Annotated in this window: 12 protein-coding genes; 4 read left to right on the plus strand and 8 right to left on the minus strand. The window is 35.9% G+C overall.

Features of this window, described 5'->3' with window-relative positions:
• The first annotated feature begins 50 nt into the window (after positions 1-50).
• A complete protein-coding gene (locus GTH25_RS02265) occupies positions 51-518 on the plus strand; it encodes a MarR family winged helix-turn-helix transcriptional regulator (RefSeq protein WP_164530300.1) in 468 nt (155 codons plus the stop codon).
• A gap of 53 nt (positions 519-571) precedes the next feature.
• Here GTH25_RS02265 and loiP read toward each other — a convergent pair whose 3' ends face one another.
• The 5 genes from loiP to ugpB form a co-directional block, all read right to left on the minus strand.
• Positions 572-1324 carry a metalloprotease LoiP gene (loiP, locus tag GTH25_RS02270; RefSeq protein ID WP_075674168.1) on the minus strand — a complete coding sequence of 251 codons (753 nt, stop codon included), beginning with the start codon at positions 1322-1324 and terminating at the stop codon, positions 572-574.
• A gap of 494 nt (positions 1325-1818) precedes the next feature.
• Positions 1819-2919, minus strand: a complete 1101-nt coding sequence (gene ugpC, locus GTH25_RS02275) for a sn-glycerol-3-phosphate ABC transporter ATP-binding protein UgpC (protein WP_164530301.1) — start codon at positions 2917-2919, stop codon at positions 1819-1821.
• Position 2920: 1 nt separating this feature from the next.
• A complete protein-coding gene (gene ugpE / locus GTH25_RS02280; protein WP_075674170.1) occupies positions 2921-3769 on the minus strand; it encodes a sn-glycerol-3-phosphate ABC transporter permease UgpE in 849 nt (282 codons plus the stop codon).
• Positions 3769-4653 carry a sn-glycerol-3-phosphate ABC transporter permease UgpA gene (gene ugpA / locus GTH25_RS02285; RefSeq protein ID WP_075674171.1) on the minus strand — a complete coding sequence of 295 codons (885 nt, stop codon included), beginning with the start codon at positions 4651-4653 and terminating at the stop codon, positions 3769-3771. The genes ugpE and ugpA overlap by 1 nt, the downstream gene beginning before the upstream one ends.
• A 62-nt stretch (positions 4654-4715) precedes the next feature.
• Positions 4716-6023 carry a sn-glycerol-3-phosphate ABC transporter substrate-binding protein UgpB gene (ugpB, locus tag GTH25_RS02290; protein WP_075674172.1) on the minus strand — a complete coding sequence of 436 codons (1308 nt, stop codon included), beginning with the start codon at positions 6021-6023 and terminating at the stop codon, positions 4716-4718.
• 174 nt (positions 6024-6197) lie between these two features.
• Between ugpB and GTH25_RS02295 the strand changes: the two genes are divergently transcribed.
• Positions 6198-6917, plus strand: coding sequence for a glycerophosphoryl diester phosphodiesterase (locus tag GTH25_RS02295; RefSeq protein WP_075674173.1), 720 nt, complete (start codon positions 6198-6200; stop codon positions 6915-6917).
• 323 nt (positions 6918-7240) lie between these two features.
• Positions 7241-8188, plus strand: coding sequence for a carbamate kinase family protein (locus GTH25_RS02300; RefSeq protein ID WP_075674174.1), 948 nt, complete (start codon positions 7241-7243; stop codon positions 8186-8188).
• A gap of 92 nt (positions 8189-8280) precedes the next feature.
• Here GTH25_RS02300 and GTH25_RS02305 read toward each other — a convergent pair whose 3' ends face one another.
• Positions 8281-9474 carry a cyanate transporter gene (locus GTH25_RS02305; RefSeq protein WP_164530302.1) on the minus strand — a complete coding sequence of 398 codons (1194 nt, stop codon included), beginning with the start codon at positions 9472-9474 and terminating at the stop codon, positions 8281-8283.
• A 328-nt stretch (positions 9475-9802) separates the two neighbouring features.
• Between GTH25_RS02305 and GTH25_RS02310 the strand changes: the two genes are divergently transcribed.
• Positions 9803-10768, plus strand: a complete 966-nt coding sequence (locus GTH25_RS02310; protein WP_075674176.1) for an acetyltransferase — start codon at positions 9803-9805, stop codon at positions 10766-10768.
• A 178-nt stretch (positions 10769-10946) separates the two neighbouring features.
• On the opposite strand, the gene GTH25_RS02315 is transcribed toward GTH25_RS02310, so the two are convergent.
• Complete coding sequence (locus GTH25_RS02315; RefSeq protein ID WP_164530303.1) at positions 10947-14678, minus strand: autotransporter outer membrane beta-barrel domain-containing protein; 3732 nt, start codon at positions 14676-14678, stop codon at positions 10947-10949.
• Complete coding sequence (locus GTH25_RS19325) at positions 14669-14791, minus strand: ESPR domain-containing protein (RefSeq protein ID WP_164530304.1); 123 nt, start codon at positions 14789-14791, stop codon at positions 14669-14671. Before GTH25_RS19325 ends, GTH25_RS02315 begins: the two co-directional genes overlap by 10 nt.
• Between the last annotated feature and the right edge of the window lie 527 nt (positions 14792-15318).

Below are 15318 nucleotides of genomic sequence, written 5' to 3' on the forward strand. Positions count from 1 at the left end.
TGTAAATACTTTTGATACTATTTTTTAAATATTTTTTCCAAGGAAACAAAATGACAAAAGAAAATGTCACAATACAAGATTTACTAAAAGGGTTAAGTGATTTTTTACATCTTAAAGATGAGCGTGCTGATAGTAACCATAAAAAAGTATTAGAAGAGAATGGGTTAGATAATTATTCACTTACAGAATTGCATGTGATCCATTGTATTGGTGAAGAGAGTATGAGAAATCTCACAACCATCAGTGAATATATGTCTATGACACGAGGGGCTGTCTCAAAAATTTGTAGTCGGCTACAAAAGAAGGGAGCTATTGAAAAAATAAAGTTGGCAGATAATCAAAAAGAAATATTTTTTATCTTAACAGCTGAGGGAGAGCGTCTTTTTCATGCTCATGAGGTGTTACATCAACAATCTCAAGCAAAATGGTCTGCGTTATTTGAGCAATATGACCAGCAGGAGCGGATGGCAATTAAACGCTTTCTGGCCGATGTTGTGGGTCGTTTTCGCCGTTCGTAACAGATAAACTCGAAAAGAAAACCCCCATACCATGAGGTATAGGGGCAAGATAATTATTTTTTATCTTTAGCGATGCGATTACGGATATTATCCGCACGCTCTTTTGATGGTGGATGAGAATCAAACATACTTGAATCACCGCCACCTAATTTAGCGAGCTTCTCAAAGCCTGTAACCAATCCTGCTGTATTAACACCACGTTTTGTTAGCAAATCATAAGAGAAATTATCCGCTTCAGTTTCTTGATGTTGAGAGAACTGAGCATTAACCAGCTTTTCGCCCATTTCAGCTAACTGGGAGCTGCTTAATTTTGCAGCTACACCACCTGCAGATGCCGCCGCTGTACGAGCTGCAACCGTTGCATGTGCAACTTGGATGGCTTTACGAGTATGACCTAAAGCAACGTGACCCATTTCATGACCTAAAACGCCTTCAACTTCGTTATCAGTCATCATATCCATTAAGCCACTATAAACGCGGACACAGCCGTTAGCCATAGCCCATGCGTTTACATCTTTAGTCATGTAAACTTTGTAATTGACAGGGGTGCCATTAACTTCATTACCTAACGCTTTAGCGATGTTATTTAAGCGTTTAGTATAAGTACTATTTGCAGGTGCAACTTTATTTTGAGCATCCATCTCTTTACAAGCATCATTCGTTAGCGCTTTGATATCATCGTCGCTTAATGTCGCTGCTTGGAAAAGTTGGGTCCCTGATTTTGTCAGCATATCGGTATTGAGGTTTTGACAACCTGAGAGTAGTGCCGCTGATACCATCACTGTAGCAAGTAATTTAATTTTCATTTTTTAATTAAGTCCTTTTCTGCTTGGCAGTTTATATAATTGCAGATCAATTTCGCGCAAAAGAATAGCAGTGCTTATCTATTGGTGCAATATAACCATTTTATAAGAAGAATATTACCTCAATATTTATTTTTTCTATTTTCAACAAGAATATATTGTTTTTTCTTATCTTAATGTTCGCTAAAAATAAATAAATCAATTTAACTTCTTTAAATTTAAGGGAATTTATAGTGATAGTTTATATGGAAGATAATTTTTACTAATTAAATAATCTATAAGCTCTTTGATTTTACATACTTTAACGGTAAGTGAGACTGCTTTTCTTTTATTTAGAATAATATTAGAAAATTATTGATATTCGTGTGTGTTTTATTCTTTTAATTCTGACAAAATTTATATTTTTAACATTTATTGCTTTAATATTAAATAAATAGCAATGTTCAAAACATCGCTATTCAGATTAAACCGAAAGTGAATAAAGCGATATCATCGCTTTATGACACCATTAATTCATTGATGAGCATAAAAGGGCGATTAATACGCTTCCCCGATTGTTCATTAAAGAAATGGATATTTTCTGGGTGAATGGTAAGACCTATTTTATTACCAATTTCTACCCCATGATCGTTTGGCGCACGAATAACGAGAGGTTGTTTCTGTTTATCACAAGTAGTGGCATAAATTAAAACATCTGCACCCAGTGCTTCAATAAACTCCACATCAACATGAAAAAGAGGATGTTGATGGCTAATAATCAAATGTTCAGGACGTAAACCCAATTTAATGGCTTGATAAGGAAAATGCTGAGATGAAACGGCAATATGCCCATCAGCGATTTCAATCACACCATAATTAATCGGAGTATCTAAGATATTCATTGCTGGCGAGCCCATAAAAGTGGCCACAAACACGGAGGCCGGATTTTCATAAATATCTAATGGTGTGCCTACTTGCTCTATAATTCCTTGATTTAGAACCACTAACTTATCGGCTAATGTCATCGCTTCTACTTGATCGTGCGTCACATAAATAGAGGTTGTGGAGAGTTTCCGCTGTAATTTTTTGATCTCCAAACGCATCTGTACCCGTAGTTTTGCATCAAGGTTAGAAAGAGGTTCATCAAATAAAAAGACTTTAGGATCACGAACGATGGCTCTTCCCATAGCCACACGTTGGCGTTGTCCCCCTGAAAGCTCTTTGGGTTTTCTATCAAGTAAATGGCTGATTTCCAGCATTTGGGCGGCATTGGTAACGAGTTCTTCAATCTTTGCTTTGGGTGTTTTTCGATTACGTAAACCATAGGCCATGTTGTTATAAACCGACATATGAGGATAAAGAGCATAGTTTTGAAACACCATGGCGATATCACGTTCACTAGGTTCATACTCATTAACTCGTAAATTATCAATAAATAAATCACCTTGTGTAATGTTTTCTAACCCCGCAATCATTCGCAGTAAAGTCGATTTACCACAACCGCTTGGGCCGACTAATACCACCATTTCACCTTGCTCAATAGAAAGATTTAATTTTGAAATAGCTTGATGACCATTTGGATAACATTTTTCTAAATTTGTGAGAGTGACGGTTGTCATGTTATTTCTCCGTATCAATAAAGCCTTTTACAAAGGCTTTTTGCATCAAAATGACAATAAGGACGGGAGGCAACATTGCAATTAACGTAGTTGCCATAATCTTATTCCACTCAACAACACCATCAGAAACCGCAACCATCTGTTTAATGCCCATGACAATGGTGTAGTAGTGAGTATCTGTTGTGATCAACATTGGCCAAAGATATTGGTTCCAGCCATAAATAAAAGTGATGACAAATAGGGCTGCGATATTGGTGCGAGAAAGAGGAAGTAAGATGGTGAAAAAGAATTTAATAGGGCCTGCGCCATCAATTTTAGCGGCTTCAATTAATTCAGGAGTGATGGTAAGAAAGAATTGGCGAAATAAAAAGGTGGCTGTGGCACTGGCAATTAATGGAATGGTTAAACCTGTATAAGAGTTCAACATATTGAGATTAGTGACAACCTCAAATGTAGGCATAATGCGAACTTCAACAGGTAGCATTAACGTAAAAAAGATAGTCCAAAAGGCCAACATTCTTCCTGGAAAACGAAAGAAAACGACGGCGTATGCCGATAAAATTGAGATTGTTAATTTCCCGATGGTGATCACTAACGCCATAATCAATGAATTCAATAACATGCTATTAATTGAAATAGCGCTATTTTGCGTAGTGCCTGCTTGTGAAAATATCGATTTAAAAATATTGAAGCCTTCAGCACCAAACCAAAGAGGAGAGCCAGTAGCAAATTCGGTGTTTTGATGTGTTGTTGCCACAAGTGCAATCCAGACAGGGAACGCAACAGAAAGAATGCCGACAATAAGAATAAAGTGGCAAAAAGCATGAAATAAAGGTCTACGTTCAACCATCAGTAAGCCACCTTTTTCTCAACATAGCGAAATTGAATAATGGTTAATATCGCGACAATAAACATCAAAATAACAGATTGTGCGGCGGAAGAGCCTAAATCTAACCCCACAAAACCATCGTTATAGACCTTATAAACCAGTGTTGATGTGCTACTTCCGGGGCCACCTTGCGTCATCGCGTGAATAATGGCGAAAGTATCAAAGAAGGCATAAGCAAAATTAACCACGAGTAAGAAAAAGGTGGTAGGAGAAATTAAAGGAAAACTGATCGTTATAAATCGCTTAATCGGGCCACTACCATCGATAGCGGCTGCTTCTAAAAGCGATTTAGGCACAGATTGTAATGCGGCGAGAAAAAACAGAAAGTTATAACTCACTTGTTTCCATGTCGCCGTTAAAATCACCATCCACATAGCATGATGTGTATTCAGTACCGGATCCCAGTTAATGCCGATTTTCTTTAATTGTTGGCTTAATACGCCAATTGTGGGATCAAGCATAAATAACCAAAGAAAGCCTGCAATAACTGGAGCAATGGCATAGGGTGAAATTAAAATGGTGCGATAGAAAAGCTTGCCCCGTAAAATTTGTTCGGCAATACCCGCCAAAACCAGCGCTGATAACATAGATAAAAATACAACACTGGTACTGAAAATAAGCGTCGTGATCAAACTATCAAAGTAATAACTATTGCTAAAAAGTCGCTGAAAATTTTCAAAACCAACAAATTCTCGACTCAGCCCAAATGCATCTTCTAATTGAAATGACTGAAAGAAAGCTTGCCCAGCAGGCCAAATAAAAAAGATAAGCGTGATAGCTAATTGAGGAAAAATCAGCGCTAAAGGTAGCCATTTTTGTTTGAAATAAATGGATTGAGAAGCCATACAATATCCAGTAAATCGATAAAAACAGAAGGCGAGCTATTTTGCTCGCCTAATACAAGTGACTATTGTTGAGTACGTTCAAAACGGCGTAGCTGCTCATTTCCACGTGTAACTGCATTATCTAATGCAACTTGAGCACTTTGTTTTCCTGACCACACTTTCTCTAACTCTTCATCAACGATTTCTCGAGTTTGTAGGAAATTACCAAAGCGTAATCCTTTTGAGTTTGCGGTAGGCTCTGAGGTTGTCATTTGTAATATTGCGGTGTCAGCTCCTGGATTTTGCTGATAAAAACCCTGTTGCTGTGTTAACGCATAAGCTGCTTTAGTGACGGGTAAATAACCCGTTGCTTGGTGCCAATCGGCTTGAACTTCAGGGCTTGAAAGATAGGTGAAAAATTTGGCAACACCGTTATATTCGGCATCTGGACGCCCAGACATAACCCATAATGATGCTCCGCCAATAATGGTATTTGCTGGTTTTTGTACAAGAGTATCGTCGTAAGGTAATTGGCTAACACCAATATCAAGACCTTTCATGTTCTCTTTAATACCAGCAAAGCCCGCAGATGATTCCATCACCATTGCACACTCTTGAGTATAAAATAGAGGCATTGCATCTGATTGGCGTCCGCCATATTTGAAAATACCGGATTTCGACCAATCTGCCATTTGTTGAATATGAGCGACGAAAGGTGCCTTATTAAATAGGAAAGTAGTATCAAAGCCATCAAAACCATTATTTTGGGTAGCAATAGGTAAGTTATTGCGAGCACCAAAGTTTTCGATTTGTGTCCACGATTGCCATGTAGTAGTAAATCCGCATTTAACACCAGAATCGAGCAGTTTTTGAGAAACAGCTTCCATCTCTTTCCATGTCTTAGGTGGCTGTTCTATACCCGCTTTTTTAAAGAGTGTTTTATTGTAATAAAGCACCGGTGTTGAACTATTAAATGGCAACGACATCATTTTGCCGTCACTGGTGGTGTAGTAACCCGTGACAGTTGATAAATAACTATTAGGATCAAAAGGTTCGTTAGTTTTTTCCATTAATTGATAAACAGGAAAAACGGCTTTTTTAGCTCCCATCATACTGGCTGTACCCACTTCAAATACTTGTACAATAGCAGGTTGGTTTTTAGCGCGAAATGAAGCCACTGCACTGGTCATCGTTTCAGCATAAGTGCCTTTATAAACAGGTTTTATCTCATATTCAGATTGACTGGCGTTAAAATCAGAGGCGATTTGATTGACTTTCTGACCAAGTGCACCTCCCATTGCATGCCACCATTCAATTTGTGTTTTTGCGTGTGTAGGAGAAGTAAATAACGCCATCGCAACAGCAAGACCTGTTATTGATTTTATCGACATGCAGAATTTCCTTTTTAATCGAGAGTTAAAGGTGCAATCTAATCTGCGAATTACCCTAGATGTTATTTATGACAAAAGGGTGACAATTAAATGAAGATATATTGATGGTATGACTGTCAAATTGCTGTCATAAATGGTTGTCATGATGTCGGCACAAATGAAAAGGAGAGAGAAATGAAGATAGCTGCTCACCGAGGTTTTTCTGGAAAAGCCCCTGAAAATACACTGGCTGCATTTAAAATGGCGATTGATTTCGGGTGCGAATGGATTGAAACGGATGTGCAATTAACCGCGGATCATGTTCCTGTGCTTATTCATGATAAAACAGTTAATCGTTGCACGAATGGGCAAGGTGCTGTGCGTTTTCATACCTTAGATGATTTACATCGCCTTGATGCAGGAAGTTGGTTTAGTTCACTCTATCAAGGTGAGAAAATTCCTTCTTTAAGACAAGGATTACAACTCATTAAGCGTTCAGGAACAAAGCTTAATATTGAGCTGAAAACGTGGCCCGATGATGATGTTGATCGTTTATGTTTAGCGGTTTCTGACATGATAAAAAGTGCAGATATTCCTAATGAGCAAATTCTATTTTCTTCTTTTGATACACATGCACTTATTGTTATGAAACGATATCTGCCTTTTATTCGTAGAGGGCAATTATGGGATGAGATCCCTGATAATGCGCTAGAAACGCTAAAAGCGATTGATGGTTTTAGTGTGCATTGTAATTACAAATACCTTACGCAAGAACAAGCGCAATTGTTAAAACAAGCAGGCTATGAAATTTATTGTTATACCCCAAATGATCCTGAAGAAGTGAAAGATTATGAGCAATGGGGTGTTGATATGCTAATTACTGATATGCCTGATGTTTATCAAATAGCAAAATAAAAAAGGACTAACTATCCCGCCCACTTGTATTGAATAAGGCGCTATTGATGTGTTTGATAACGCCTTTCATTCCCTTCTTTGTGCATTGCATTTATAGAAATTAAATAAGAGAAACGTTGAGTAATAGATGTTTTCTTTACATTCTCTGCTATTATCCTGCGCAATTAATGAATAGATATTGTTCAACACAATAATGTTTATCTCATTAAAAATAAAAATGGGGAAAATGGTTAGCGAATATGGTGACCTTATCAACCCAACCTCTAAGAGTAGAGGTGTGTTATTTCTACTTTAATTGCCAATAATATAATTGAGAGTGAAATATGAAAGAACTCGTTGTTGTTGCCATTGGAGGCAACAGTATTATTAAAGACAATGCTAGCCAGTCTATCGCTCATCAAGAACAAGCAGTACAAGAGGTTGCATCCCATATTAGTGATATGGTGGCTGAAGGGTATAATATTGTTTTAACACATGGTAATGGGCCACAAGTCGGGCTTGATTTACGTCGCGCAGAAGTGGCACATGTGCAAGAAGGTTTACCGTTAACGCCATTAGCCAACTGTGTTGCAGATACACAAGGTGGTATTGGTTATTTAATACAACAAGCATTAACGAATAAGCTTCGTGTTCAACAAAATAAACAAGCGATCACTCTTATCACACAAGTTGAAGTTGATAAAAACGATCCAAATTTTGTTTCTCCAACAAAACCTATTGGTGCATTTTTCTCAGAACAAGAGATGGTGCAATTAAAGCAAGAAAATCCTCAATGGCATTTCGTTGAAGATTCTGGTCGTGGTTATCGCCGTGTTGTTGCCTCTCCAATTCCACAGCATGTTATTGAATCTAAGGCAATTAAATCACTGTCAGAGTGTGGCTATGTTGTGATTGCAGTAGGCGGTGGCGGTATACCAGTTATCAAAAATGAGCACGGCAATTACCAAAGTGTTGATGCGGTTATTGATAAAGATCTGTCATCAACATTGCTCGCAAAAGAATTACATGCAGATATTCTTATTATCACAACGGGCGTTGAAAAAGTCTGTATTCATTTCGGCAAACCAGAACAGAAAGCATTAGGCGAAACGTCGGTTGAAGAAATGACACAATATATGCATGAAGGGCATTTCCCTCCGGGCAGTATGCTTCCTAAAATTGAAGCCAGTCTCTCATTTTTAGCTGCTGGCGGAAAAAGAGTGATTATCACAACGCCAGAAAAATTAGCTTCAGCCTTAAAAGGTGAAACTGGAACACATATCGTTGCTTAATTATCTCCATAAGTAGTATTAAATTATTATCTTTGATAAGCGCCTTATTTGTAGTAAGGCGCTTATTTTATATGAGTCTTAAATATAGGGCGTTATTGAGTAGGATGATTAGCGGGATAAGCTTTCGCATAATGACGAGGATTTAATCGTGCAAATAATCCTATAGTCACAATCACTAAAATGGCATGAAATGCCCATGCATAAGTAAAGCTTCCATCAGGCTGGCGTAATAGCACTGCAACTAATGGGCCGAAAGCAGCAATAATAAAGCCACCACCTTGCATTAATGCTGATAGAGCACCTGCTTGTGCCGGATCAGGAATATGATCGAGAGCGACAATCATCATCATGGAAAAACATCCCCCCAAACCACAGCCTAAGAATATACTCCAAAGATAAGGGGCACTCATCGGAATAACCATAACCGCGACAAAACCAATAAATTGGCTTATTAATGTTATCGTAAGCCAAAAACGCCTGTCGTGATTTTTAGCCGCCAAGAAAGGAATAATTAAAGCGGCAGAGGCTTGGAAAAGAGAAAGAATAGCAACAAGTGAGCCACTTTGGGCACTTGGCATTCCTAATGATTGGTAGAATGGTGCCAACCATGTCACAACAGAGGCATAACCTGCATTAACACAACCAAATCCTAAAATAAGTAATCCTGTTCTAGGACGCCAAATTAAGGTATTTAGTGATATTTTATTGGCGGAAGTGGCGCTATTTTTAATAGAAAAAAGGATCGCGATAAATGCAAATCCTGCGGGAAGCGCAAACCACGCTAAAGCACTTTGCCAATGGCCATAATTCTCAGTAAGAAGGGGAGATAATTGCGCCCCAAGTGCACCTCCCCCCATTAGCATTGCGGAATATAATCCCATCATGATAGGAGTTCGATTTCCAAACCACCCTTTAATAATGCCGGGAAATACCGCTTGAATATAGGCGACACTTAAACCACAAAAGAGTGCCGTCAGTAATAGTTGATTGCCATCAGAAACATAGGCTCTAGAAAAGGAGCCCATCAGAAGCATTAGCATTGCGACTAAAAGCCCTTTACGTACTTGAATATAAGGTTGTAAGAAGGGAACGATTAATGCGCCTATTCCCATTAAAAGCATGGGTAATAGTGTGAGTAATGAGACTTGACTATAACTCATTCCTGTTGAGGCAATAATATTGTCAATAACAGGGCCGGGGCCAGTTAAGAATGGGCGTAAGTTTATCCCAACTAAAATAATAGTGAGGACAATCTGCCATGTTTTTTTTCTTGGTAAGGCAGTCATTGTAATTCCCTGATAAACATAAATATTGCCTATTGTATAGACAATATTTATATAAACAAATGGTAACAGTAAAGATTTTATTGCCTGATAATTAAAAAAAACATCAATGCTATTGATAAAATGAGATTGCTTTAAGTTGAAACGGGCATTATCGATAGGATATTGAGTTAGGTTCTGAGTAATATATTTTCGAACACCAACTTTATCAATTATTTCTTAAGTCGTTTTATCTAGAGAGTATTTAGTTTCGTTTATATTAATGTTAGCAGGAATCTGTAAATTGGTTTATTATTCTATATAAAAGAATATAAATAACCAAGGTAAGTTAATGTTGAGTACGGACGAAATTAAACAACCCCATTGGCCTACATTAAAATTGATATTAAGTTCTCTTATTGTTTTTAGTTTTTATTTGAAACAAAGTCAGATACATGACTTTTCATTATTGATTAATGTATTCGATTTAACATTAATTCCTATGTTTGTTTTTATTGTTGCTTTTATCAGTAAAAAAGGAACATGGGAAAGTTGGCGTAATAATTTATTAGCTGCTTTAGTAATTTATGGTACTTTTCAAACTATTGATATGATACCCCTCTATTACTCAGGGCAATTCGATCTTAACACTTACCTTATTTTTCCTCAAAATGGTGTCTGGTTCTTTCTAGCGACACCAATTTGGCAAGCTTTTTTCCTACTGTTACCTTCCTATATAAAAAATAATAAACTAATATTATTATCTATTTTATTTGTGAGTGTACTGTTATCTTATCTAACTAAAGGTTATGAAAACAAATTATCTACTTTTTTTGCTATAGTACAATATTTCCCATTTTTTATTATCGCTTATTTAGTAGACCAACGAACCATAGCTAAATTTAAAGGTAAACCTCTACTTGTTATTGTTTTATTAAGCATGTTATCACTATATATACTTTATTATTATTCTTATGTTAATTCTTTTTTTATAAAAAAATTAGAGTTAAATATATTAATCGTAAATTTAATAACATATATTATCTCTTTATTGATTGGTGTTATTTTAAGTGCAGGGATTATCTCCGTTGCACCGACAACTCCAAAACATGCCTCTATTGCCAATAATGCGTTAGGCATTTATTTAATTCATCCCATCATTTGCTTTATCCTCTTACAAGGAATAGTTTTTTTCCATTTATCACTTACATTTCCAATGGTATTAGCTCTCACTGTTATCACCATTAGCCTGTCATTATTATTGGCATCAATTAAGACTATTCATTGGTTTATTAGTCCTACTTTTAATGCTCGATAGCCAAATCAACAAAAGAGAAGAAAATTGAAGTGGAATAATTATTTTGATACAAAATTGTCTTTTATTTTATAAAAGAAACAAGACTAATTTTAGCTAAGTTCTAATTATAAAACAAAAAGAGCTTCCTATTTAGTAGGAAGCTCCAATATAAAATGATGCTCTATTCAGAACGAACTATTTACCAGTTATAGTTATAACCAATTTGCCCACCTATTTGTTGGTAATCATGTGAGCCTTTTTGAACATTAAAATGAATAAATAAGCTTGATGAGTCATTCACATTTCCTTGTAAGCCTATTTTTAATTCACCAATATTTTTACCGATGTCACTACTTTCTTTGTCACCATTTAAAACCACTTCATTATCCATTCCGTTGTATAACCAGTTAGCTTCAACAAATGGTAATAACCCTTTTGGTTGCTGTTTATTACCATAAAAACGAGCACCTAATCGAGTTTGAACACCTTCACTCTTATTATGACTAAAACGAGTATTGTTATGATCGGTAAAGTCATCCGCATCAATATAGTTATACGTTAACTGTACATGTGGCTTGAGTACCCATTTATTGACATCATTTTCTTCAACAATAAAGGAATATCCTCCTTCTGTAGACACCGCAAAACCATAGCTATCATATTTTCTATCTTGGTTTTTCTGAGCCTGTCCTTTTAGTTTATTGTTGTAATGGGCAAAATGTCCCCAAACATCAACATAAGGGCCATTATCTTTTTCTGGCATCCAACTATAATACGCCCCAAGTTGTACACCTTTTACATCACCTTCAGCCTTTGTTCCAGTTAAGCGGGAACGGTTTTCTACATCACTGTACCCATAACCAACATAGGCACCTGCGACTCGACCTTTTTCTTCATCGCGGTAGAAATCGGCTCCTATTTGTAACAAGGTACTATCAATCTGGAGCTCTTGAGTATCACGAATATGATCGGTTTTAACCTGATTGTAATTAATTCTAGCCCATACTGTTTGATCTGGAGCTTGAACATTATCACGCCTATCTAGAATATTTTGATTAAACATATTCGCAGCAGCGTATTGGTTACCTAGATAAGCCCCTACGTTTGGGTTAGGTATTTTTTCATCGGTTTTTTTCAATTGATTACGTAAGTAATAACCATCATTGACTCCAGATGCATCTCCATCATATAACAAGTATTCATATCGACCATAAGTGACTGGCCCCGCTAATTCAAATGCATCCGCATCTTGCGTCCCTAATGTTTTAACGAGTTGAATCCCATTTTCTTTAGTGGCGATTTCTTTACTTCCGGAAGCAATGACGATGTCAATTTTAGTAGCGTCATTACCTTTTTTCAGGTTATCAACCACTAAAACATCACTACGGCTTTCTTGCCCCCCTTCATTCAAAGTTGTCGCCATTTTTAGGGTGCCGCCATTGGTTGTGAAAGTTCCATTTCCATTTTGTCCTGCGACTTGGCCACCACTTATCACAAAACTATTACCCGATAACCCAGCGCCGGTTAAGTCAAGTACACCACTATGATTGAAGTCCTTAACGCCTAATAATTGTCCATGAACAATTCCTGAACTGGCACTACTTAATGTGCCATGAGGAACATATTCCCCAGTAGTATTACTGTTAATACCATCAACGGCTAAAAGTTTAATTGTGCCAGTATTATTGATAGTGCCATTATTAAAGTGAGAAATAGCAACATTTTTAGTTTCATTATTTTGATTGCGAACTAAAAAGGTTCCTGTGTTTTCTAAATTAAGTGCAGTTTTATTATTGGCGTTCACAACACCTTGGAGGGTGCCACTATTAGTTAGAGATAACTGGCTATTTGCATCAGAGCCAACCACATTAATCGCTTTATCACTTTTTGCACTAATAAAACCGGCATTATTGATGGCATAATCACCAGCACCGCCATTTTCTACCTCAAAATGAACACCAGCATCGTTACCACCTTTAACTGTGGCTCCTTGGTTTATATTAACCGAACCTTCTTTTACGGTTTTTAAGAAAACAGCAGAGTTCCCTTGTGTTGCATCAATATTCGCTTTACTTCCAATAAGAATATCAGCACTACGAGCAACCTCTGTATTTGTGCCACCCCCAGCTACAATTCCATGAGATTGTTGATTTTGTGCATTATTTTCAACAGTGATATCTCCAGCTAAATGCTGGATATTAATATTACCCGTTCTTGAAATACCTTCGATACCATGACCTGAGACTTCTTGTTTACTATCTGCCTTGTTTTTTGCAGAAATATTTCCGGTATTTGTGATTAACACATCACCTTGGCTATAAATACCTACTGCCGAGCTATTTTCGGATGTTAATGAACCACTGTTATTTACTTCAACAGCTGAATTGCCAAGTGCATTAATATAGATATTTCTTGCTTCAATACCTTTTGTTGAAATATTTCCTGAGTTAGTGAGGTTTATTTTTCCATCACCTTCCTGTGTCACACGGATTGCAGCCGCAGAATTATTACTACCTGTTCTTGCTCCCGTTGTTGAAATATTCGAACTATTATTAATAACTAACGTATTATCAGCAGCTGATTTATTATTTACAAAAATACCATGGGAAGTATCACCACTTGTTGTAATATCCCCTTTAGATGACTGAACTTGAATATCTCCACCTTGAGTATCCAAATAGATGCCATGGGAGAAGCTTCCGTTGATTACAGCATCACCTTCATTATTAACAAGTACTTTTCCTGCATTTTTTTTGATTAAGGTAATTCCACTAGAATAATTTCCCAGAGTTTCTAATTTCCCTGAGTTACTAATTTGGTTCACACTGTCTTTTTTAGCTTGAACATTATCTTGCTGTGAATGAATTGCACTTGATGCTGTTCCATTCGTTGTGATATTTCCTGTATTACTTATAAGGATATTACCTGTTCCTGCGTTATTTGTATAAATACCATTATTCATATCACCTTTTGCTAGCGTATTAATATTTCCTTTGTTATCAATAACAATATCACCGCTTGCAGTTTGGCTATCGAATAGCGCATGTATACCTATCGCACCTCGGCCATTATCATTATCTTTACTTCCTGTTGTGATATTTGTTGCATTATTTGTTATACGAATATCACCTGTGGCATTTTTACCTTTTTGGTTACCAAAAAGAGCATAATTATATTCAACGTTACCCTCTGAATTTTTGCTAACAATACTTCCAGAGTTAGTTTCTATGGTAATGTCTCCTGCAGATGTATCACTTAAATTCACTAAGTGAACGCCATCCGCATTGAAGCCATCCAATGAAATATCTGTATTATTTAATGTAGCAAGCAGGTTACCTTTATCTGATTTGGATTTAATATAAACTGCAGTAGAGCCATAATCGCCACTAATACCTGATAATTTACTATCGCTAACATTAATATTGACATCGCCAGACTGGATATTATCTTGCTCAGCATAGACATGATATGCAATTTCATTATCATTAGTGGCTAAAGAGTCATTAATCATAATGTTTGATTTTTTCACATCAATATTTATTTTTTGTGAGGCACCGTCTGCATCACTTTTGGCATAAATACCATGACTTGCTAGTCCATTTGTGGATATATTTCCCGAGTGTTCAATCTTTATATCCCCCACATCTTTATTTTCAGCAAAAATACCAAAAGCATGGTTACCATTTGTTTTCAGGTTTCCAGTGTTTTTTATTGAAATATTTCCTGTCGATGTCGTATTATCAATAACTGCTTCAATCGCATGCTTGCCATTACCGATTTTTTCTATTGTAATATTATTGATAATATTAACATTGCTAATTTTAGATGTGTTAACTACCTGTTGATTTTTCCCCGAAATATTTAATGGAACTTCATTTTCAACTGCAAAAGAAGTTGAAACTGGTAATATACTAATTAATGCTACAGACAAAAGAGATTTTTTTTTGGTACAAGATATGCTTTTTTGTTACCTTTAGCTAATTCAGAAACAACAATAAAGCAATTACTTGCCATGCACCAAATTAATTTATAAATATGGTTCATTAACACATCCTAATTAAATGATATTTTTGATTTGATTTTATAATGAAATTTGATTGAAACCTTAATTACTCGGATTGAGTGTAAAATATTGAATAATAAAAAACAAACCCCACTAAAAAACAAACTTTGTGATATTACTCACACATATTCTTACTTTTTTGATGGTATTGTGATCTTCAAGTTAAATTAATTTGGTTTTGCGTTAAGTTAATATTGCTAGATTTAACCTAATTTGTTTATTTTTGATAAAATAAAAAACAATAAAATAAAACAAAATTCTTGTGAAATATGAAAAGTAAGACTAAATATAATTAATTAAAAAGTGGAAATAAAAACAAAAATAACAATAAAATCAAGGCGAAACAACCATTTTATAAATACTGTTCTCTTTATTAATAAATAAATAAATAAAATAAAATGGGAGGCTTAGTCTGAAAAATAAAAGTAAAAAATTGAGTAATATTACAGAGTGAAAAAAATTAAATATTATAATTAAGTATTTAAGAACAATCTCAAGAAAAATAATT

Origin of the sequence: Proteus terrae subsp. cibarius (assembly GCF_011045835.1) — a bacterium.
Lineage (GTDB): Bacteria > Pseudomonadota > Gammaproteobacteria > Enterobacterales > Enterobacteriaceae > Proteus > Proteus cibarius.

Excerpts from the sequence above, each read along its gene's own strand:
- GTH25_RS02265 (WP_164530300.1), top strand. The coding sequence starts at position 51 with ATGACAAAAGAAAATGTCACAATACAAGATTTACTAAAAGGGTTAAGT.
- GTH25_RS02295 (WP_075674173.1), top strand. The coding sequence starts at position 6,198 with ATGAAGATAGCTGCTCACCGAGGTTTTTCTGGAAAAGCCCCTGAAAAT.
- ugpA (WP_075674171.1), bottom strand. The coding sequence starts at position 4,653 with ATGGCTTCTCAATCCATTTATTTCAAACAAAAATGGCTACCTTTAGCG.
- ugpC (WP_164530301.1), bottom strand. The coding sequence starts at position 2,919 with ATGACAACCGTCACTCTCACAAATTTAGAAAAATGTTATCCAAATGGT.
- ugpB (WP_075674172.1), bottom strand. The coding sequence starts at position 6,023 with ATGTCGATAAAATCAATAACAGGTCTTGCTGTTGCGATGGCGTTATTT.
- ugpE (WP_075674170.1), bottom strand. The coding sequence starts at position 3,769 with ATGGTTGAACGTAGACCTTTATTTCATGCTTTTTGCCACTTTATTCTT.
- GTH25_RS02305 (WP_164530302.1), bottom strand. The coding sequence starts at position 9,474 with ATGACTGCCTTACCAAGAAAAAAAACATGGCAGATTGTCCTCACTATT.
- GTH25_RS02300 (WP_075674174.1), top strand. The coding sequence starts at position 7,241 with ATGAAAGAACTCGTTGTTGTTGCCATTGGAGGCAACAGTATTATTAAA.
- GTH25_RS19325 (WP_164530304.1), bottom strand. The coding sequence starts at position 14,791 with ATGAACCATATTTATAAATTAATTTGGTGCATGGCAAGTAATTGCTTT.
- loiP (WP_075674168.1), bottom strand. The coding sequence starts at position 1,324 with ATGAAAATTAAATTACTTGCTACAGTGATGGTATCAGCGGCACTACTC.
- GTH25_RS02310 (WP_075674176.1), top strand. The coding sequence starts at position 9,803 with ATGTTGAGTACGGACGAAATTAAACAACCCCATTGGCCTACATTAAAA.